Origin of the sequence: Fibrobacter sp. UWEL (assembly GCF_900142535.1) — a bacterium.
Classification (GTDB): Bacteria; Fibrobacterota; Fibrobacteria; order Fibrobacterales; family Fibrobacteraceae; genus Fibrobacter.
The window spans coordinates 13,919-35,424 of record NZ_FRBE01000005.1 but is presented as its reverse complement, the minus strand read 5'-3'; the positions used below and the strand labels follow the sequence as shown (position 1 = coordinate 35,424).

Here is a 21,506-nt window from a genome sequence, read left to right as displayed (position 1 = left end):
ATATACGCTGACAAATGGGTTAATCCGTCTTATCCCAGATCAGCGACCAGCTTATCAAAGACCTGGCCGCGAACCTTGTAGTTCTTGAACAGGCCGAAGCTTGCACAGGCGGGACTCATAATGACGGTTCCGCCTTCGCCAATATTCAGACTATCTGCAAAAGCTTCTTCGAGAGTGGGGAAGATGGCTGTCTTGATTCCAGCGGCGTCTACGCCAGCCTTCTTCAAATCGTCCAGCATACGTTCTGCGGTAGCGCCGATCAAAGCGACACGCTTCAGGTTGGGGCGTTCCTTCACTAGGATCTGAGACAGTTCGCTAAAGTCTGCGTTCTTTTCGGAACCGCCCAGAATCAGTGCGAAGGGGCGCTTCATGCTGCCGGTGGCTGCGATAGTTGCATCCGGACGTGTGGCGTAGCTGTCGTTAAAGAATTCGATGCCATTCTTTTCGCCCTTGAATTCCATACGGAAGGGAAGAGTTTCATAAGTCTTCAAGGCTTCGAATGCGTCTGCAGTCTTGATGCCGAGAGCGCTTACTGCAAGCGTTGCTGCAGCCATGTTCTCTAGCTGGTAGATCCCGCGGACCTTGCAATCGCTTAAGAACAACTTCTCGTTGCCGATGGTAAGAACAGAGCCTTCGATGTTTGCATCGCCATCGCCGAAGCTTACTGCCAGCTTGTTACGGGCAGGGCTTTCACTAGCAATCTTGGCGGTGGGGGCGGCGTCCTTCAAGTAAACGCAGGTGCCTGCACTCTTCTGCCAGCGAACAAGGTTTGCCTTGGCATCGCGGTACTCTTCCACGCTGGTGTGCCAGTCCAGATGTTCCGTAGAAACTCGCAGGACTACGCTTACGTCGGGTGAGAGGGACAAGGTCATCAGCTGGAAACTGGACAACTCCAGAATGCTCACTCTGTCGGAAGTTTCGTCTTCCAGCAGGTCCAGCGCCGGCACGCCAAAGTTACCGCCAATCTCGTTCTTGACGCCACAAGCTGTTAGAATATGGCTGATCATGCTGACGGTACTGCCCTTGCCTAGGGTTCCTGTAACTCCAATGACTTTCTTGGATTTCGTCTGTTCCAGGAACAACTGAATCTGGCTGGTCATCATGCCGCCGTTCATCTGGAACTTGAACAAGTCCTGACTCATGGGGTAGACGCCGGCGGAGCGAACCACGGTCACGCATTCACGAAGACCTTCCAGATAATTCTCGCCACTGAAAACCTTTACGTTAATGCCGATGGGGGCTTCCGGCAGGTTCACCGGATTCTTGTCCATCACGACAATTTCCCTTACACCTTCACGGAACAAGTAACGGAGAGTGCTCTGACCTTCAACGCCAAAGCCAAGAATACCAACGGGAGCTACAAGATTGTTGTTCATATAAAAACCTCAGCTCCAAATTTAGCAAGATGTGTTATGCAGGACACTAGTCGGGTAGTTCATCCTCGCACTTGTAGGAATACTTTTCCTTGCAGTAGCTCCTGATATCCGTTTCCTCAGTGAAAGCTATTGTTTCGTGATCTTTAATGCAAGTGTCAATTTTGTCGTCTTCGTAGCAGATTTTATGTTTGAGGTCCAATTCTTCTTTGTCCTTTTCCTCGTCTTCAAAACAATAAACGCCGCAGGATGTTGTGATCACACAAATGACGATTAAGCTGACTGCGGAAAAAAGAAACTTCATAATAGAACCTTGAGCCTTATCCATCAAATCTATAAAATCATTGTTATGAAAAACAAGAAAAGGTCCGTTCTTTCGAACGGACCTTTTACTGCGGTCGGACAGACTTGAACTGTCATGGGATCGCTCCCACTAGCACCTCAAGCTAGCGTGTCTACCAATTCCACCACGACCGCGGGATTAAATCCACTACTCAGCGGCAGGTGCGGGAGCAGCCGGAGCTTCAGCAGCAGGTGCGCCGAAGTTAGCAGGCATAGCGGGAATTTCCGGAGCCTGCTGAGCAGCTGCTTCGTGAGAAGCCTTCTGCATTGCGGATTCTTCAACCACGGTATCCTGCTTAGCAGTGATAAGGCCGAGGGCGAAAACCACGACGAAGAAGATAACAGCAACGATACGAGTCAACTTCTGGATGAAGGTTGCTGCACCTGCGGTGGAGAAAGCAGACTGAGAAGTCATGCCACCGAGACCTGCCAGACCGCCCATCTTGTCGTTCTGAACGAGAACGAGGAGCATGAGGAACAAGCAGAGGAACACGTGGAGGACGATACCAATCCAAAAGAGAGTTGTCATAGTGTTATTTACCTTGAGTAGATTTAAAGTTTAATCAGCTAATTACTTAGCTTCTGCTGCAGCGATGATTTCCATGAAGGTGTTAGCCTTGAGGCCTGCACCACCAATGAGACCGCCGTCGATGTCCTTCTGAGCGAGGAGGCCAGCAGCGTTGGAACCCTTCATAGAGCCACCGTACTGGATGCGCATGCCTTCAGCAATTGCTTCGCCGTAGATTTCCTTAACAACGGAACGGACGTATGCCTGAGTGTCCTGAGCCTGTTCGTCGGTAGCGGTAACGCCAGTACCGATTGCCCAAACCGGTTCGTATGCGAGAACGCACTTAGCAGCGTCTTCAGCGGAAACGCCTTCGAAAGCGCCCTTAACCTGAGTGGAGAGAACAGCTTCCAGCTTGCCGCCTTCGCGTTCAGCGAGGGTTTCGCCAATGCAGATGATCGGCTTGATGTCTGCAGCGAGAGTCTTCTTAACCTTCAGGTTAACAGTTTCTTCGGTTTCGCCGAAGTACTGACGCTGTTCGGAGTGACCGATGATGATGTATTCTGCACCGATTTCCTTAACCATGTCAACGGAAACCTTACCGGTGAATGCGCCCTGGTCCTTCCAGTGGATGTCCTGGATAGCGAGCTTCACGTTGGTGCCCTTAACGACGTCTGCAACCTTTGCAGCAGCGAGGTAGGTCGGAGCGATGACCACTTCGGTCTTCTTCACGTCCTTGACGGCTTCAACGATGTCCTTAGCGAGCTGAACGGATTCGCTAACGGTCTTGTTCATCTTCCAGTTACCAGCAATGATATACTGACGCATAATTAACTCCTTGAGAGGTTTTGAAATTTAACGGCGTAAATTTAGTAAAAAAAGACCGCCAGGGGAAGTCCGGGCGGTATTTAACCTGAAATATCTATCCAGTACGCACTTTTATCCTGAAAAACAGCGAACGTTGCGTAGGTTCTTCTCTAGATGAAAAGTGAGCGGTTAGTAAAAGTGAGCTACTAGTAGTTAGAGCTGTGCTTGGAAACGGGTGCCGGAGAGCCACCGTAACGGTCGCCTTCGATCTTTTCCAGGATCCATTCTTCTTCGTAACCCTTCAGACGGGCCTGGTCGGGGTGCTTCCAGGTGAGCTTGGTGATCAGCTTGCCTTCGCGGGTGTAGTATTCCCAAACGCTGGTCTTATCGTTGGTCTTTTCGTGATCGGGAGGTCCCCACAGCAGGTTCACCATGTCGTTGGTCATGCCTTCTTCGATATAGCCCTGCTTGAAAACGTCCTTCAGACGCTTGTCGATGCCCATACTTTCCTTGACGGCAAAGTATTCGCGTTCGTATTCCTTACGACCTTCGCCGCGTTCGATAAGAATCGGGGAAGAGTAACGGCTAGCACAGGCCCAGAACATCAGGGCGCTAATGCCAAGCACGCACAAATGAGACAACTTCATACAATCTCCTCAGAATATGTTGACCACAAAATAAGAACTTTATGGTGAATAAGACAAAAATAATTTAAATTTTACACTGCAATGGCTCACTTTAGACGATTTACATGCATTTTGGTCATTGGTTTTTGCCTTGTTGCAAATGCCTTTGCGTCCGATTTCAATCATAGCGCCCAGACGGGTTTCCGCTATGGTCCCAACATGGCGTGGACTTTGTCTGGAAATACCCCCTTTGTCTGGGGCAAGTGGTTACCGCAGGCTTACGGTTCTCTCCACTATACCTGGCTTGAACCTCTGGATTTGTTGACCTATGGTGAAAAGTTGGGCCGAACCCCTTCTTACTGGCGCATGGACGCCGGCGTGGAAATTACTCCGTTCTATGGCGGATATCTGGCCGGTATCGGCATCCGCCCGTTCAAGTTCAACCCGCAGATTGAACTGAACATGACTTATGAAAGTTACCTGTACTTCAAGTCTAACCTGGAAATGGTCACTGCGGACGTAGAAGGCGCGGGTCGTATTGTTGAAACCTGGAATGCGGACTATATCACCAATAACGTGTATGGCGATGATGCTGAATTTGACTATGCCCAGCTGGTAGACATGAGCGCCCTGATAAGTTATTCTTTCCCCAGGGGTTCCGTTCTTGGGTTGTCTTTCCACTACATTCTGTCTGATGTGAGTACGGGGTATAACGGCAAGAGTTACGATTACAAGCGAAACATTCCCGTTTTCAGCAGAGACTTCCTATTTGAGGTTGAAAACTATGGCCGTGTGCCCTTGAATGAAAATTTTGCATTGCTGTACAGGACCACCTATTACAGAACGGGCTATTTACGTGAAGGCCATACTGTTCAGAAGGAATCCTTAAGTTACGGCAAGATGCTTTTGGGCGGTCACTTTTCCTGGAAGGATGGCCTCCAGAATATTTCCGTTGAGGTTGGGGCCTGGAACCGTTTCAAGGAACGCTTCTATGATGGTAGTCTGGCTCAGCAATTCCTGTTCCAGGTGGAATATGAAGGCTACTTCTCCTTCCCCTTCCACAGAAGCTATCAGGAATAAAAATCAGTAGAATATAATGTTGCCGGAAAAGTTCTTTCCGGTAATTTTTGTTTTAGCAGGTAGCTGCACGCCGGAAAAATCCTTCCATTCCTCGATCTCGTAGGTGCGATCATCGTTCCATCTCTTGACAGAAATGTTCTTGGGGAAGGGGATGGTATCAAGCGTCATCTCTGCCTGAGTTTCCGGGAATGCCGTTACCAGCGTATTGGGAACGCTGGCGGAGTCCGGACACAGGAACCAGCCGTTAGCCAGCAGTTCCAGATCGTCGTACTTTAGAGGCGTCTCGCCGATGTTTTCCCGCAGGTGGCGTGCGCCAATCTGACGCTTGGCTTTCGTCTTCCCGTAAACGACGTGACGAAATTCCCCCGCGGTTACGTACATCAGGGATTCTGAACCGGAGGCAATGACATAGAAGGTGTCCTGGGCGGCAGGATTGTGATGCCATTCCACGTCCACGGTTACGTTGTTCTTCTTCATGTTGACGTATTCACCCTTGAATTTTGCGGTCAGGGGAATTTCTGCCACCTGGTGGGTGCAGTGAGCTAAATCTTGACCGATGGAAAAAGAAGCAAGGACGCCGCAAACGAGAAGAGTAGACTTAAGCATATGACAAAAATAAAAAAAGAAAACTCCGGTCAATCCCAATGGCTAAAAAGAGAGACCGGAGTTTTGATCTAAGGAAGAAAGTTTGTTCTTACAGTGAGTTGGAACGACTGAGGCGGATTAGCCTTCGTCTGTGCTCAGTTCGATTTCGTCGTCAGCGGAGATAGCATCGCCTTCGTTCAGCTTGAACAGTTCCACGTCCTTCATGCTTTCGCGAATCTTCTGCTCGATTTCGTTGCAGAGTTCGGCGTTGTCCTTCAGGAACAGACGGGTGTTTTCACGACCCTGGCCGATACGTTCGTTGTTGTAGCTGAACCAGGAACCGCTCTTCTGGATGATGTCCAGTTCGGTTGCCAGATCCAGGATGGAAGCTTCGCGAGAGATGCCGCAACCGTAGAGAATGTCGAATTCGCACTGGGTAAAGGGTGCTGCCACCTTGTTCTTGACTACCTTGACGCGGGTGCGGTTACCGATGACGTCTTCACCATCCTTGATGGCTGCGATGCGGCGGATATCCACACGCTGGGTGGCGTAGAACTTAAGTGCATTACCACCGGTAGTGGTTTCCGGGTTGCCGAACATGACGCCGATCTTCATACGCAGCTGGTTGATGAACAACATGCAGGTGTTGGACTTGGAGAGAATACCGGTGAGCTTACGGAGGGCCTGGCTCATGAGGCGGGCCTGGAGACCGACGTGGTTGTCGCCCATTTCGCCGTTGATTTCGGCCTGGGGAACCAGTGCTGCCACGGAGTCAATGACGATGATGTCGATTGCTCCGGAACGTACGAGAGTTTCGGCAATGTCCAGAGCCTGCTCACCAGTGTCCGGCTGGGAAACCAGGAGGGATTCGATATCCACACCCAGCTTGCGGGCATAGACTGCGTCGAATGCGTGTTCTGCATCGATAAAGGCTGCCACACCGCCAAGCTTCTGGGCTTCGGCAATGGCATGGAGGGTCAGAGTGGTCTTACCGGAGGATTCGGGTCCGTAGATTTCGATGATACGACCGCGGGGGAAACCGCCTACGCCAAGAGCCATATCCAGCTGGATGCAGCCGGTAGGAATGACGGGAATATCTTCGACGGGCTGCTGGCCCAGTGCCATGATGGAACCCTTTCCATAATTCTTTTCAATCTGTGCAATTGCTGCTTCGACAGCTTTTGCCTTATCTGCGGAAAGGTTGCTAGTGGGGGTGTTGTTTGTCTTCTTAGCCATGATTGACTCCATTTTTTGTTTTTTCGTTTTCAAATATACTAACTAGTGTACTTTTGTGCAAGTGCTTTTTTGGTTAATTCTTTCCAAAAGCAGCTGCAACGCTATATACACGCTTTTTTCGCGTACATTTTTGCGATTTCCACTAAAATTTTTACAAAAAGCCTCATTTTGCAAACTGCTGGCGACACCGATCCATACGGTTCCCACGGGTTTGCCGGGTTCGGCACCTCCGGGACCTGCGATTCCCGTAGTGGCCACTGCCCATTCACAACCGAATTTCTTGCGGGCGCCTTCCGCCATTTCCTTGACGGTTTCTGCGCTGACCACGCCGTATTTTTCGATAGTGCTTGCGGAAACGTCCAGCAACTTGACCTTGATTTCGTTCTGATAGGCCACGATGCCGCCGGCAAGTACTGCGGAGGATCCGGGAATATCGACGATGGAGCTTGCGATGAGGCCGCCCGTGCAGGATTCGGCGGTTGCCATCATTTCGCCTTTGTTTTCCAGGGCTTCCTTGACGGCCAAAGCAAGATCGTTAATGGTTTCGAAGTTCATTGTTGTTTCCTTTGATGACTCAAATATAAAAACATTTAGTGTCAAAAAATGTCAGTCAATACTGACCGTAGAAAAAATACAAATTTTCTTAAAATTCAATACTTGCTTCGGTATTCCTGCAGGTCTCTTTCTAGGAATAATTCTATATTAGCGCCAATGTTTTCCCGTTCCTTTATCCATAGCCTGCTGGTAGCGCTGCTTGTTGCAGTGTCGGCTTTTGCCGATAGTCCGCTTCCCAAGGGGCATACGGGAATTGAAGCCATTGATACCCTGACCGTAAACGAATGGGATATTCCCACCGAACGAAACTCCCTGCCGCTTACCATGCTGCTCAGTGTGTTGCCTGGCGGTGGTCAATATTATACAGAACATTACGTCCGCGGGGGCTTCATTACGGGTATCGAGCTCCTGTTATTTTATGAAGTCGTCTATAATAAGGCGTATCAGTATGACCGCGTGCTGGAACAGGCGGCTCCGTTCAGGGATTCCGTTTCCCATTACACGGACCTGATCCGCAATGCGTCTACGAGGGATAGTATCGCTTTCTATCAGAGTAAGCGTCGTGAAAACGTGAACCGAGTCCGTTCCTTCAGCGACAAGAAGATGGAACAGGAAGACTTGCGCAAGGCTGAAACCGCTTGGCTTTACGGCCTACACCTATACAGCATGTTTGATGCGTTCGGTATTTGGTGGAACAACAATCACCGCAGCGTGGAACAGCGCAGCATGATGAAGGCGGTGCTGTGGGGCATTATCCCTGGCGCAGGCCAGATGTACAATGGGGACTTTGGAAAGGCGGGCCTTCTCTATATGGGGCTGATGGGGTCCGCTGTCAGTATCTGGACTTCCCAGAATATGGTGGAATACTATCTGGACCGCAAGCACTTGCAGGCGGGCGAAGGGACTTCTTCCGAAGAATATGAAAAATTGCAGGAACGCGTCACCTACTATCGCAAGAACCGAAACCAGTACATTTGGGTTAGTGCCTTACTTTATCTGTATTCTCTAGGCGATGCCGCAGTGGACGCTCTCCTGAGCGACTTTGACAATCCCATTCACCTGGCGCTCCTGCCCACGTTTAATGGCGGCGCTCAGGCTTTATTTACCTTTGACTTTTAGCCAATTTTTAGCGGCACCATCTGGATGCCGTCGTGAATCTTGGTATAGGTGCCGCGGTAGTGACCGTCGGCATTTCTCTTGAACTCGAACTTGGTCACCATGGCGTAGCTGAAAGCTCCTTCCACAAATTCGCTGTCGGGAAGTCCGCAGGCAAAATGCTGCAGGGACGCGATGACACCAGCGTGGCTGATCCAAAGGAATTCTCCATCGTCATCCAGGGTGTCCAGCAGAGATTCCACTCTCTTGTCGATGTCGTAGAAGCATTCGCCGTTCTTGAATCGGTATCCGCGAAGATCTGCGGCCCATCCGGCCATTTCTTCCTTGGGAACGGCGTCCATTTTCTGGCCTTCCCAGGATCCGAAGTTGATTTCGATGATTTCATCCCGCTTTTCGATGGGGAGGTTGACTACAGCGGATGCCTTCTCGGAAAGACGGAGGCAGCGCAGCAGCGGGCTGGAAAAAAGTCGTGTAGGCTTTGCGCCGGCGGCCACCAGAGCCTTCAGGGCGCCATCGCTTTCTTCTTCAAAAGTGGGGGAGACGTCAAAATCCAGGCGTCCGTAGCAGACGTCCTTAGGATTATAGGGCTTAGTGTGTCGGATTGTCCATAAAATCATGGGCCCAAAGATAAAAAAATAACCCGCTGGCTTGACCAACAGGTTATTAAAAAGAATCCTAGGTTACCTGAGCACATAAAAACTCGCAAGTCCGTTGCTGCTTTCGCCCTGGCGATTTGCCCGCAAATAGTCATTGCGCAGGACCTAGGACCCTGCAATATAGTAAAAGCTTGAATTTTTTTCAAGTCTGCATGTTTGAGACTGTTTTTGTGCAAACGAGCAGGTGTGGGCAGTCTGAATGATGACCTCTATCACAATAAACTGAGCAATCCGTTTTTTCTTTTGCAGATTTGTCCAAGAAAAATGACCTGCAATGTATATTTTAATAAACAAAGGCGTGTAACTTAGATGAATGAGTTGACAAAAACAAGAAAAAATTTGGAAACAAAATGAGGAATGTTTTTTACAGGTAGCAATTTTCTTACGATAAAATTACGTGATGTGGATCAACGAAATTTGAAAAAGAACGTAAAATTTTCGTTTCGGTAAAGAAAGTGTTGAAAAAATGTGAATTTTTACCACACTTTTACAACTTTCCGACCTTGCAATCATTGCGGACATTGTATGTTTTTTGTATTTTTTTTCGCACGGTTGTTTGGTAGGTGACGAATATTCCAAGTTGGAATAAGAGTTTTTGTAGAATCCGTTTATTCATCCAAGGAGATGTAATATGCGATTTGAAATAGGATTAGTCAAGAAACTTGCCATCGCTCTTGCTATGGTAGTCTCCGCTGGTGATGCGCTAGCTGCTAGCGTCTCGCCGATGTACTTTGCAAATGTCGGCTCGTCGTACTCGGTCAATTCCGAAAAGCAGGAAGCCTTCTGGACCGACTTGATGAAGTATAAGATCTTCGGTGCCCAAGGTATCTACTTCCTTGGGCAGAGTATCCGTGTCACGGATAAATCGGGTTGGTTTGGTACTGCCGCAGGTAATTTTGACATGTCCAGTGGTAATATGCATCATGTCATTGGTGGTCCCGTACTTATCGGTGGTAACATGATTATGAGTGATGGTACGGACAGCATCACTTCTGGACCTGTGCGTGTTTTGGGTAATATTACTATCCCCAGTGAAACGAACTGGAGGGGTACTGGAAATGTAACTGCTGGTTATCATTGTGTTGGTGGAACTATTGCCAACGAGTTTAAAAAGATTATGCGGGCTGATTCCAGCTATTCAAATGATGAATGTCCGACGGCTGTTCCTGTAATTAACTCGGATCTTCGAATCCCTTTACTGAATGCCGAGAAATCCTACGACAACGGCATTGATCTCAATAACGAAACTAAGAATATTGACATTCCGGCAGGTGAAGGCACTTATGATTTGTATCTCGATTACATTAATTTTGTCAACAAAAGTTACTTGAATATTAGAATGCCTAATAAGGGCCGCCTTACGCGAATCTTCCTGAAGAATGGTTTTCCTTCCATTACGTCTAATACACGAATTCGCGTTGTGTACATGAGCGAAGATGCTAGGTACAATAACTCCACTAAGGAATGGGCTTCTGGAACCAATACCTACGTAGATAACAAGAACTACGCAGGTAATTTGCTTTTCTACACAAATAAGGATATTGACTTTGATGCTTTGAGTTCTACTGATTCTATCCAGGGTTCTTTTATTACAACGGGAACTATTAACGTTAGGCAGTCCATGACATTGGCTGGTCAGTTGCTTGCTGATAAGGTGACAATTAATGCCTTCTTTGATGGTTCTGGTTTCCACTATGTTCCGTTTGATCCTCCTGAACTCGGTGACCCCGAAACCAATAGCTGGGGAACTTTGGAAGAAGGTATTAAAACTCCCCAGGCTCTTTCTGTTGTATTGAGTAAAGCTCCTGAAACAGATGTGTCTTTTAAATATTGCTTTGAATTTAAGGGAACCGAAAATAGAGATGCTGTAGATGAAAACGATGTTTATGCTAGTTTAGATGATATCGTTAAAGACGCTAATAGAATCGTATGTAATGGTGAAAGTGTTTTTGGTACAGCTACCTTTAAGGCCGGCAGTACCAAACTGAGCGAACCAATCGTTTTGACTGTTTTTGATGATGGCTTTGTTGAAAATGAGGAACATTTCTCCATTCACATTTTTGACTTGGAAGGCGCTGTCATGGCTGACCAGAGTCGTGAAGGTCGCTTTGACATTTCTATCAAGGATAATGATGATGTTCTTTCTGGTCAAGATGAATCTATTAATGCGACGGAAGACACTCCTTACATATTCGGTAAGAGTGATTTCACTGTTTTGACAAGAAAGGGTGAAACTTGGACTGGTGACTACTCTATCCGTATTTTGGAAGTTTCTGGTAAGGGCGCCTTGACCATTGATAAAAAGGCCGTTGAACTTGGCCGCAATATTCCTTCCAAGGATATCCTGGATGGTAAGTTGTTTGGTGGTCTTATTTACACACCTGCAGATAATGATTATGGTTCTGCTCGAGCAACCTTTACCTTTGTGGTTGTTCGTGGTGAAAACATCGTTTCTGAAGATACTTACACCATGACCATTAATGTGGCTCCGGTGAACGATGCTCCCGTTTTAAGTCCTGTTACTTTCAAAATCAAGGAAAATGTGGTTAGAGGTGATGTTAATGGGGACGACTATGCTACAGGTTCTTTGAGTGCTGTCATAGAAGACGTGGATGATGATGAATTTACCTACAAGTTTGACGATACCTTTGATGCAGAGAATACAGAGGAAAATTATAAGAAGGTTACTAGCCTTTATGATCTGGATCCTGTGACGGGTAAAATTGTTGTGCACGAAGATGCTGTGTTGAACTACGAATCTGCTGATAGCCTCCTGCAAATTCGCGTTGTTGCTACTGATAAGAGTTCTTCTACAACGGATTTGAGTGATGCAAAATCTGGTAAGACCATTATTACCATCCAGATGTTGGATGTGAATGAAAAGCCGGTCATGGATGCTCAGTCCTTTGAAATTCCTGAAAATTCCATAAAAGGAACCCCCGTTGGAACTGTAGTTGCGACTGATCCAGACCGTAAGACTGTTCCGTTTGGCCAGTTGGAATACGCTTTCCTTGAGGAAAATACTACGTTCGCAATCACTTCTAGCGGTGCTATTACGGTTCTTGATGGCTCTAAGTTGGATTATGAAAAGGTGAAGTCCTTTACCTTTGATGTTGTCGTTAGCGACAAGGGCACTCCTTCTCTGAAGGATACTGCAACAATCACTGTTAACTTGATTGATGTTAATGAACCTCCTGTTATCCCCGATGATGGTAAGGATCATTACGATGTTAAGGAACATTCCAAGAAGGGTTCTGTTGTTACGAAGATTGAATTTACGGATGAAGACAATGCTGACGCAAAGGTTTCTGATTTCGTTCCGACGCTGACTGATAACAAGAAGGTGTCTGGTAAGGTCAGTGCTGAAGATTTGTTTGCTCTTTCCATTGAAAAGGATGATGATGGAAAGTTCTTTATCGTAGTTTCTGTCAAGGACAGCGCAAAGCTGAACTATGAAGACCTGGCTACAAATATGGACGAAAAGTCTTTCCCCTATGATGTAACCATTTCTTTGAAGGACCAGGCTGGTGCTACCGGTTGTAATGAAGTTTCTATTGATCGTAAGTTGAACGTTATCGATATTAACGAAATTCCTTCTACTAAAGACGCTTCCTTCAATCCGAAGGAAAATATTGCAGCAGGCACTATCATCGGTACTGTCGAGGCTTCTGATCCGGATATCAAGAACGTGAAGTTCAGCACTCTGAGCTACGAAGTGATTGACGATGTTCCGTTCAAGATGGATAGCAACAAGGTCGTGGTTGCTGATTCCAAGGCTTTGAACTATGAAAAGGTAACTGAATTCTACTTCGACGTCCGCGTAACGGATGGCGGTGGCCTCACTGATATTGCTACCGTCTACGTGAAACTGACCGACGAGGAAGAACCTCCTGAAATCATCATTGTTCCGGAATGTGATCCTGCTAAGGAAATCTGTCACACTTGCGACGCAATGATTGAAGATTGTGACGATCCGGACGATCCTCCTGACACTACCTGCACCGAAAATTGCGGCTATGTCAAGAACGATACTGTCTACGTGAACGTTCGTGAAAATAGCGCAACGGGTACCAAGATCCTGGAATACTATGTCAAGGATGAAGATGCTGGTGACCTGCAGTCTATGGAAGTATCCTTCAAGGATATGAACAAGTCTGGCTCTGACACTCTGTTCACTATTACTCCGGCTCTGATTAAGGATGATAAGGGCTTCAAGTTCATCCTGACCGTTACCGACGGCGATAAGCTGGACTACGAAAAGACGAACCATGTTCATGTTCTGACCATCACCGTTAAGGATGATGCAGGTTTGACTGACAAGATTGTTCGCGTCATCAACATTGTTGACGTTAACGAACCTCCTTACATTGTGAAGGATGAATTCGACCTGAATGAACACAACAAGGTTGGTGCTGTGGTGGGTACCATCGAATGGGGTGACGACCGCGATATGGACGGCGTTTCTAACCCGGCATTCCGCGACAACCGCGTGGTGGCTGTGGATGGCGCTACCGACGTCTTCGATGTGGACTCCATGGGCGTAATCACTGTCAAGAAGACTTTGAACTACGAAACCGACGATACCACCTACACCTTGAATGTGAAGGTTGAGGATAAGAACGATCCTACTCTGAGTTCTTCCGAAACCATGATTATCCATCTGAAGAACGTGCTGGAAACTCCGGTGATTACTTCTACGGAATTCACTATTGCTGAAAATCCGGCTGACAGAGCTGTGATTGGCACTCTGACTTCCGAAGATATGGATGACCTGAAGAACGAAGAAAAGCGTACTTACACCTTGATCGGTACTAGCGACTACGTAAAGGTTACCGAAGATGGTGAAATCGTTGTAGTGAACAAGGATAAGTTTGACTTCGAAAAGATCGAATCCTTTACCATCAAGGTTAAGGTGACCGACCCGCAGAAGGTTTCCTCCGATACTACCGTGACCATCAAGATTACCGATGTGAACGAAGCTCCGAACCTGGATGACAAGGTCATTACGGTTTCCGAACACACTGCTCCGAAGACTGACATTGATACTCTGAAGGCAACTGATCCGGATACCAAGAAGAAGGAATTCCGCGACCTGACTTACACCATCGTTGATGGTGATACCAGCTTGTTCAAGGTGGATCCGAAGACTGGTGTGGTTACCCTGAAGGATTCTCTGGATTACGAAACTGCTAAGGAACATATCCTGAAGGTTGAAGTCAACGATGGCGAATTTGCAGACACTGCAAAGATTACCGTGGCTGTTGAAAACGTGATTGAAAGATCCGTGGTCGAAATCCAGATGGTTGACGATGGTGACTCCGTGTTCGTCCGTCCGGACTCTGTCTTTACCAACCGTCCTGATGTGACCATTTGCTGGACTGAAGATGCCAGGGATTACTGCCAGGATACTACTTTGACCGAAGGTATCCACACCATTATCAAGACCTATAAGGATCCGAAGAAGGATTTCGCAGGTGCTGATACTGTGGTTATCCAGCTCAGCACTTCTGCTCCGCAGGTCATTATCTCTGCCAAGGCAGATGATCTGGGTGATGGCGGCATCTTTACTCTGGATGAAACCGTAATTGCTGGTGATACCAACATTTACGTGAAGGACTCCAAGAACGACATTAAGGTGACTATCAAGGATCCTGTGAACAAGAAGGATTCTTCCTTCACTGTGAAGCTGGATCTTGAAACTGTGAACGTTTCTAGCAAGGATCTGGAATCCGTATCCTCTGTGCTGGATCAGGGCAAGCTTACTCTGAACGAAAATCCGAAGATTCCCGCAAGCCGTACTCCGGTGAACGGTTCCGAAGTGAGGGTTGACTACACTGAAGAAGTGAATGGCAAGACCGTCACCGTGACCTACTACACCGATAAGAATGGTGAAGTGCTGAAGACTCCGGTGATTATCGATGGTAAGGTTGACTCTATCGAAGTGATTACCGTCTCCTACAAGACCGAGATTGGCGGTAGGGAAGTGGTTGTTTCTTACCAGGCTGATGCAGTTACCGGCCAGGTGCTGAACGTTGCTTCTGATGGCGCCCTGACCACCGACGACAAGATTGAAGTCGCTGTCGTTCCTGATGGCAAGCCCAGCGAATCCGATACTACCGTTTCTAAGACTACTGACGTGAGCGTCGGTTCCTTCAAGGTGACCTACGAATACGAAGACGAAAAGCACAACACTGTAGTTGTGACCTACACCGTCGACGAAAAGGGTAACATCGTGAAGAATGCAGACGGCGACATTGGTTACAATGTTTCCTACACCTACGAAAACAAGTTCGGCAATGCCGCAACTCAGTCCGTGTTCATCGTTCTCGACCAGACTCCGCCGGTTGTTAAGATCGTAAGCCCGGTCATGATGGAAAAGATCCGCGCCAACTCTGTGGAAGTTGTCTGGACCGTTAACGGTGTCGTTCAGGATACCTTGACCCTCCAGGGCCTCAAGAAGGGCTTCCAGAAGATCAAGCGTGAATACCGCGACAAGGCTGGTAACGTTGCTGCAGACTCCGTCACTGTTCAGGTGAAGGATGCTAAGTCCATGGATATTGAAGTGGTCGAAGCGGTAACCGAAATGGATCTGGAAAAGGTTGAAGAATACTACGCTTCTAATCCGCCGAAGAAGGGTGAAACCTTTGCTATAAGCGTTGAAAATCCCTCTACTGGTAAGGAATTGGAGGTTCTGACTGGCGGCAGCTATGGCCAGGAAGAAGGTTCCTTCGATACTCCGTATCCGGGTGTTGAAGGCAATGGCCACCTTGGTCCTACCGTGGCTATGGAAATTCGTCTGCCTGTGGTAAACGATGTGGCTGGCCTTGCAACCTTCGATGACTTGGTTCTCTCTGATGGTACTATCTCTAGCCGCGGCGTGAACAGTGACCGATGCAAGACTGCTGACGAATATGAAGCTATGGGTCTGGATGTGGATTCCCTGGCTCAGGATACCACCGTTTGCGTGAAGTTCACTCAGGAACAGTACGTTGAAAAGTACTGCGAAGACGACTTTGACATCAGTGGCGATCTGAGCAAGATCAACATGTACACTACCAAGATGCATGCTAAGGTCTGGATCTACACCTCTCTGGGTGGCTTCGTTGACTACTACGGCTTCAAGATTGATCTTGATGATCCGGAATACACGGACAAGGCTGGTGTCTTGAACATGTACTTCGAACAGAAGCCGGATAAGGATGGCGAAGTCCGTACGGAAGATGGCCGCGTGCTGTCCACCGGTGCATACCTCTACAAGGTGGAAGCCGACATCCGTGCAAAGCTGCGTTGCTCTCTGCCTCCGTTCGAACCTAAGGCCAACGGCGCTGGCAAGATGAAGGGTCAGGTTCTCAAGAAGTCTGACGAACTGCTGAAGCCTTTCGGTTACAAGAGACCGGTTAAGAAATAAGCGGAAAAATTTGATTAAAGAGCTCGGCTAAGCCGAGCTCTTTTCGTATAAAAACGTAAATTAGGTCAAAAAAGGATTTTATTATGGGTATTGAAGAACGTTCTACGCTTGTGTATTCTACTGAACTGGGTGGTCGCGTGAAGCAGGAAAAGCCCAAGGCCGAACGTCCCAAGGGGGATGGAACCGTACGTATCCAGCTGAAACGCCTGGGTGGCGGCAAGATGGCGAGCGTTGTAACGGGTATCCCTCTGGACGAGGATGAACTGAAGGAACTTGGCCGTCAGCTGAAGCAAAAATGCGGTGTAGGAGGTTCTGTGAAGGACTTTACCATTGAAATTCAGGGTGATAAGCGCAATATTTTAAAGCAGGAACTGGAAAAGAAGGGCTATACCGTCAAATTGGCTGGCGGCTAGTTGTTCTAAATCACCTGTTGAAAAAATTTCTAAACACTTTGGTCGAAAATAGGCTATTTTCTATACCGTATAGAAAGAAATGAGGGCTTATGTTCGAAAAGTGTTCTTTGCTTCATGGTTTGGCCGTCTTGGCCCTGGTTCCCGCAATGGCTTACTCTGCACCTGCTGCAGGTAAGGTTCGTTCTGTATTGGGCACTGTTGAACGCCAGAAAATTAGCCAGAATGACTGGAGTGCCCTTCGCGCTAACGCTAACGTTTTCCAGTCCGACAAGGTCCGTACAGGTGAAGCTTCCGAAGTGATCTTCAACCTTCCGGATGGTAGCTCCATTACCATTGCTGAATTTGCCGAAGTTGAATTGGCAACTTTGCTGCAACCCAACGACAAGGGTGGCTTCGAAACTCGAATCGACATCAAGAAGGGCCACATCAACTTTGCTGTCGAAAAGCTGAAACAGAAAAACTCTACCTTTAAGTTCAAGACGGGTACCGCAACCGCATCTATTCGCGGTACGGAAGGTTATGTGGGCGGTGAAGGCGTGTTCTTCGCAGGTCTTAAGACCGGTAAGTTGGAAATTATCCCCGAAGGTCATGATACTCCCGTTAATATCGTAGCCGGCGAAACTACCTTCGGTAAGGATTCCCTGGTGGTTGTGAAGTTGGCTTCCTCCGGTCATCCTCGCTTTGCCAAGAAGTTGAGTGTCTTGCTTGCCGATCCTTCCAAGGATATGAACACCTTGATTGCTGAAGTCCAGAAGGCTGACTCCACTTTCCAGCAGCAGCTGAAGGATGAAGCCGATAGTGCCGCAAAGGCTTCTCTGCCCGAAAATGGCTTTGAGCTGACAACCTCTTCTCCCTTTGAAGTTTGCTCTCAGGGTCTGGAAGTGGGCGGTCTCTATCGCACCACGGACTCTAACGCCACTTTGACCGTGAAGGTGGGCAATAGCTATCAGTCCAGCAATCTCGTGACTGCTGCCGACGGTGTTCCCCATACCTTTATGCAGAAGATTTCCGTGTCCGACGAAAATGGCCTGTGGAATGCGGATAAGGCTACCATTACCTTTATGGGTGGCGGCGTGACGACTTCCAAGACGGTGGACCTGAAGGTGAATAAGAGCTGTGGCGATGTGAACACCAAGGCTCCTTCTATAGGACTGACTTCTTACGACTCCCTTCGTTGCTCAGCCAATATTTCCATTGGTGGCATGCAGAATGATGCGGGTATCTTTGTCATGGAAGTGGATGGTGCACCTGTGTCCCAGGATGCCATTACCCGTAACGCCCAGAAGCGCGTGAAACTGAAGAATGGAAGTCACGAATACGTGATGAGGGCGGAAGACCAGGCGGGCAACAAGGCGGAAGTCTCCCGTGTGATGGGCTGCTATCCCATGAAGCGTTTCAACGTCGAAGTTTCTGGTGGTACAAAGGAATTAGTGACTGCTCCGCCTAACCGTCCGGAAGGCGATACTCGCCTGATGAAAACATTGCAATTTAGAATAAAGATTCCTGAAAATAGCCCCGAATATTTGTACAAGGTTGTTGTCAAACAGAATGGAAAGACTATATTACAAGAGACCCTTTCCCAGATCCAGAGCCTGGATTACCAGCTGCCTGTGGAACTGAATCGCAATATGACCAACAGCCTGGAAATCGAAGTTGTTCATAAGAGCGGGTTCAGAGCTAAGGCCAAGAAACTTTACGAGGTCTCGCCGAAATGATTTTAAGAGTTGTTTCTGTAACAGCACTACTTGCAATGGCACTCCATGTGAGTGCTTTTGCTGTTGATAGTGAATATGTCAAAGGTGGCATTTTAAGTGGCTTTTTGAAAAAAGGAACCTCTCCTTACCTGGTTAAGGAGACGATTGTTGTCCCGAAGGGAAAGGCTCTTGTCATTGAAGCGGGTACTGTTCTGGAATTTGAAACCGGGACCGGCCTGGATATTCGTGGTGGCTCTCTGGCCATTATGGGTCAGACCAATAGCCCCGTGGTATTCAAGGCCAAGGATTCCCGTTGGAACGGTGTTTCCGTAACTGGGAATAACAATGCTGACGTTCAGGATTTGATTATTAAGGATGCGGAGTACGGTATCTCCGTTGAAAATGGTTCCTTTGAGATGATGGGTGTAACCATTGACAATCCTGCACGTATTGGCTTGCATGTGAAGAACGCCTTTGTGAATGCGCAATGGATTGACGTGCTCAATAGTTCCAATGTGGGTATCTGGGCATCCAAGGGCTCCAATCTGAAACTTTCTGGCGCCAGAGTGGAAAAGAACCGCATTGGCTTGCTGGCTACAGATAGTTCCTCTTTGAACATTCGCTCTACGAACATCCGTCTGAATGACGTGGGTGTCTTTATTCAGGGTGAAAATCAGACTGTGCAGAATGGCTTGCTGGTGGAAGACAACAAGATTGGTCTCGCTTCTGCTGAACGTCCCGATCCTGCTTTCAAGAAATCCGTGACCCGTCAGAATGACCGTCGACTTCTGAGAAATGTGGCAATGTTGGAACCCACCTTGGGTGAGGAACCTGAAAATTCCTACGCAAGTGAATTGACCGCTATGGAAGCGGAAGTTGCTTCTGAATCGGGCTGGAAGGTTTCTGGCAATGTAATCCTTGACTTGGGTTACCATGAAGTCCTTACTTACCGCAACTATCATGCAGATATGATTGTGGGCGAGGATACCATTTATCATGGAGATCACTTCAAGAATTATTTCCAGACTCCGGGTCTTTTTGCAAACTGGATTGCAGACGTGGTGATGGAATCTGACGATGGCCGCACCTTTGAAATCGCCTCTGACATTTCCAGCGACAAGTGGAACAACTTTAACGTTCATTCCTTCTTGGCTTCCTATTCTGATGATTTCCAGAAAATGGTTCTTGGCCATCAGTTTGTCAGTAGTGATGATCTTGCCATGGCTGGCGTTAGCATGCTGGGCGCTTCTTATGAACTTCAGCTTTTCAAGAATGCGGCCAAGATGCCTATGTTTGAAGTTACTGCCTTTGGTGGCGAAGTTCAGGCTCCCAAGGTGGTGGGCACTAAGGATCGCGACATTTATAACGAATATATCGATGATGGTGAGGCTGTCGCCCAGAAGATGGTTCTTGGTGCTAAGGTTCTCTGGAATATGCATCGCCGTTTTGATGGAGCCTTAGGTTTTGTAGGGAGTAAGGACTATCTAGAAGATCCCTTCCTGAGAGATGGTATGACTGAAAATGCGAATACCTCCACTCCTGTTCTGACTTCTAGAACCTTGTTTGCTGAAGGTAATTGGCTCATGTATCCGGGCGATATCAAGCTGAATGGCCAGGTGGCTATTGGCGTTGCTGATACTGCTAATGCCGCAGCCATCCGAGCAATGAACAGTGTGTTTGAAGCTGAAGGTCTTGATGTATCTAATTTCAGCTTGTTGAATCGCCTGATGAAAAATCCCTCAGCTGTTTATTCCTTGAGCCAGGCTGAATTGGAAACCATCTTTGGGGACAATTCCATGATGACGGTTTCCGACATGAGGAAGAAACTGAGTGAACTTCTCGCGCTGGCAAAATCTACCGTAAGAGATTACAAGACTACGGAAGTACGTCCTTCTCATGGCGAATTCTGGGATCACAGAAACTGGGCTATGGCGGGGTCCTTTGAATGGTCCAACGAGAATACCTTTGTGGAAGGTTACTTCAAGTATGTGGGCGCCGGTTATTATAGTGCAGGCTCTGCGGACCAGCTCCAGAATACCCGCTTGTATGGTGGTAACCTGAAGCATCGATTTACCGATTTCTGGAAACTGAATTTCGGTTACGACATCAATGTTGAAAATGCCTACGATGGTGGAAACGGCTATAATATCTTTGGCTTGGGTGAAGGCGATAAGTGGGGCCTGTCTGGCGCTGACGACAAGTGGCTGGAAACTCATAGCCAGAAGGAAAACCGTACTCTCTATATTCATGATGGTTACTTGAGTAACGAATTCAAGATCATGGACAATCTGGCCCTGTTTGTGAAGTATGGCTTTAACTATCGTACTCGTAGCACTTCCTTGAGACTTCACGCTAACTACGAAGCCGCATCTGGTATTTATGACGATAGCTGGTTCAGCCCTCGTTCTGGGAAGGCTAATGTTTCCTTTGAGGCTAATGGCGACACCATCAAGCTTGACTCTGCTAGATGGGCTAAATACCAGGCCTTGCAAGATGAAGACTATCTGGCCTCCATGTTCGAAGAAAAGCTGCTGAAGCATACTGTGGAATTGGGCGTGACTTACAAGTTCCCCAAGAACATCTTGAAGGTTGGTGGCGTATGGGTCTATCGTACGGACTTGTCTGAATTCGGTGATGATGACTTGCTGGATGGCTTTAACTTCTCCGACGAAACCTATGGCATTCTGGGTTACTACTTCCATGGTGGTGATTACTTTGAACAGCGTTATCCGATTTCCTTGACAACGACCTTGGAGAATGTGCGTAATACCATTAGCTTCATGCCTCGCTACAAGATTTATAATCGCGATGACATGACGGAATTCGAATGGAATATTTCTGATAATCTGTCTTTCCCGCTGGTGAAGGACTTTATGGAAATGACCCTGAATGGATCTTTCCGTCAGAATATTATGAATCGTTCTGATGAGGGTGAGGATGAAGATGAAATGGAAATTGATATTACTGGTTCTGTTGCTTTGCGCGTGCATCATACCGCAACACTCTTTACGGACTGGACGGTGGGTACTGTAATGGACTACAGACCGGACAATCGTCCTGACCAGTACAAGGACCTCTATTTCATCCTCTCTCTGAATTATTCCTTCTAG

The 21,506-nt window shown here is 47.7% G+C and carries 15 protein-coding genes and 1 tRNA gene; 6 read left to right on the top strand and 10 right to left on the bottom strand.

Going from position 1 to position 21,506, the window contains the following annotated elements; translation table 11 throughout:
- Window positions 1-29: 29 nt before the first annotated feature.
- The 6 genes from murD to BUB59_RS04560 all read right to left on the bottom strand — a co-directional run bounded on the left by murD (window position 30) and on the right by BUB59_RS04560 (window position 3,674).
- Window positions 30-1,376 carry a UDP-N-acetylmuramoyl-L-alanine--D-glutamate ligase gene (gene murD / locus BUB59_RS04585; RefSeq protein WP_073226207.1) on the bottom strand — a complete coding sequence of 449 codons (1,347 nt, stop codon included), beginning with the start codon at window positions 1,374-1,376 and terminating at the stop codon, window positions 30-32.
- Window positions 1,377-1,422: 46 nt separating this feature from the next.
- The gene (locus BUB59_RS04580; protein ID WP_143160221.1) at window positions 1,423-1,677 is read right to left on the bottom strand and encodes a hypothetical protein; all 255 of its coding nucleotides are present in this window, start codon (window positions 1,675-1,677) and stop codon (window positions 1,423-1,425) included.
- A gap of 89 nt (window positions 1,678-1,766) precedes the next feature.
- Window positions 1,767-1,850, bottom strand: a tRNA-Leu gene (locus BUB59_RS04575).
- A gap of 13 nt (window positions 1,851-1,863) precedes the next feature.
- Entirely contained in the window at window positions 1,864-2,244 is a 381-nt protein-coding gene (gene secG / locus BUB59_RS04570) for a preprotein translocase subunit SecG (RefSeq protein WP_073226201.1), read from the bottom strand.
- Between the two features lie 42 nt (window positions 2,245-2,286).
- Complete coding sequence (tpiA, locus tag BUB59_RS04565; protein WP_073226198.1) at window positions 2,287-3,048, bottom strand: triose-phosphate isomerase; 762 nt, start codon at window positions 3,046-3,048, stop codon at window positions 2,287-2,289.
- A gap of 185 nt (window positions 3,049-3,233) precedes the next feature.
- Entirely contained in the window at window positions 3,234-3,674 is a 441-nt protein-coding gene (locus BUB59_RS04560; protein WP_073226194.1) for a hypothetical protein, read from the bottom strand.
- A gap of 81 nt (window positions 3,675-3,755) precedes the next feature.
- Between BUB59_RS04560 and BUB59_RS04555 the strand changes: the two genes are divergently transcribed.
- Window positions 3,756-4,733, top strand: coding sequence for a hypothetical protein (locus BUB59_RS04555; protein WP_073226192.1), 978 nt, complete (start codon window positions 3,756-3,758; stop codon window positions 4,731-4,733).
- Window positions 4,734-4,736: 3 nt separating this feature from the next.
- Here the strand turns inward: BUB59_RS04555 and BUB59_RS04550 are convergent, their stop codons facing one another.
- The 3 genes from BUB59_RS04550 to BUB59_RS04540 all read right to left on the bottom strand — a co-directional run bounded on the left by BUB59_RS04550 (window position 4,737) and on the right by BUB59_RS04540 (window position 7,109).
- The gene (locus BUB59_RS04550; protein ID WP_073226189.1) at window positions 4,737-5,339 is read right to left on the bottom strand and encodes a hypothetical protein; all 603 of its coding nucleotides are present in this window, start codon (window positions 5,337-5,339) and stop codon (window positions 4,737-4,739) included.
- 117 nt (window positions 5,340-5,456) lie between these two features.
- A complete protein-coding gene (gene recA, locus BUB59_RS04545; RefSeq protein WP_073226185.1) occupies window positions 5,457-6,554 on the bottom strand; it encodes a recombinase RecA in 1,098 nt (365 codons plus the stop codon).
- A gap of 42 nt (window positions 6,555-6,596) precedes the next feature.
- Window positions 6,597-7,109, bottom strand: coding sequence for a CinA family protein (locus tag BUB59_RS04540; protein ID WP_073226182.1), 513 nt, complete (start codon window positions 7,107-7,109; stop codon window positions 6,597-6,599).
- Between the two features lie 156 nt (window positions 7,110-7,265).
- Between BUB59_RS04540 and BUB59_RS04535 the strand changes: the two genes are divergently transcribed.
- Window positions 7,266-8,228, top strand: coding sequence for a DUF5683 domain-containing protein (locus BUB59_RS04535; RefSeq protein WP_073226179.1), 963 nt, complete (start codon window positions 7,266-7,268; stop codon window positions 8,226-8,228).
- On the opposite strand, the gene BUB59_RS04530 is transcribed toward BUB59_RS04535, so the two are convergent.
- Window positions 8,225-8,842 carry a histidine phosphatase family protein gene (locus tag BUB59_RS04530; RefSeq protein ID WP_073226176.1) on the bottom strand — a complete coding sequence of 206 codons (618 nt, stop codon included), beginning with the start codon at window positions 8,840-8,842 and terminating at the stop codon, window positions 8,225-8,227. The genes BUB59_RS04535 and BUB59_RS04530 overlap by 4 nt on opposite strands.
- A 670-nt stretch (window positions 8,843-9,512) precedes the next feature.
- On the opposite strand from BUB59_RS04530, the gene BUB59_RS04525 reads away from it, so the two are divergent.
- The 4 genes from BUB59_RS04525 to BUB59_RS04510 all read left to right on the top strand — a co-directional run bounded on the left by BUB59_RS04525 (window position 9,513) and on the right by BUB59_RS04510 (window position 21,506).
- On the top strand, window positions 9,513-16,289 hold the full coding sequence (locus BUB59_RS04525) for a cadherin repeat domain-containing protein (protein WP_083540169.1): 6,777 nt from the start codon (window positions 9,513-9,515) through the stop codon (window positions 16,287-16,289).
- An 83-nt stretch (window positions 16,290-16,372) separates the two neighbouring features.
- On the top strand, window positions 16,373-16,702 hold the full coding sequence (locus tag BUB59_RS04520) for an SUI1 family translation initiation factor (RefSeq protein ID WP_073226170.1): 330 nt from the start codon (window positions 16,373-16,375) through the stop codon (window positions 16,700-16,702).
- Between the two features lie 89 nt (window positions 16,703-16,791).
- Window positions 16,792-18,417: a FecR family protein gene (locus tag BUB59_RS04515; RefSeq protein ID WP_073226166.1), complete on the top strand. Its 1,626-nt coding sequence runs from the start codon at window positions 16,792-16,794 to the stop codon at window positions 18,415-18,417.
- Window positions 18,414-21,506 carry a right-handed parallel beta-helix repeat-containing protein gene (locus tag BUB59_RS04510; RefSeq protein ID WP_083540168.1) on the top strand — a complete coding sequence of 1,031 codons (3,093 nt, stop codon included), beginning with the start codon at window positions 18,414-18,416 and terminating at the stop codon, window positions 21,504-21,506. The genes BUB59_RS04515 and BUB59_RS04510 overlap by 4 nt, the downstream gene beginning before the upstream one ends.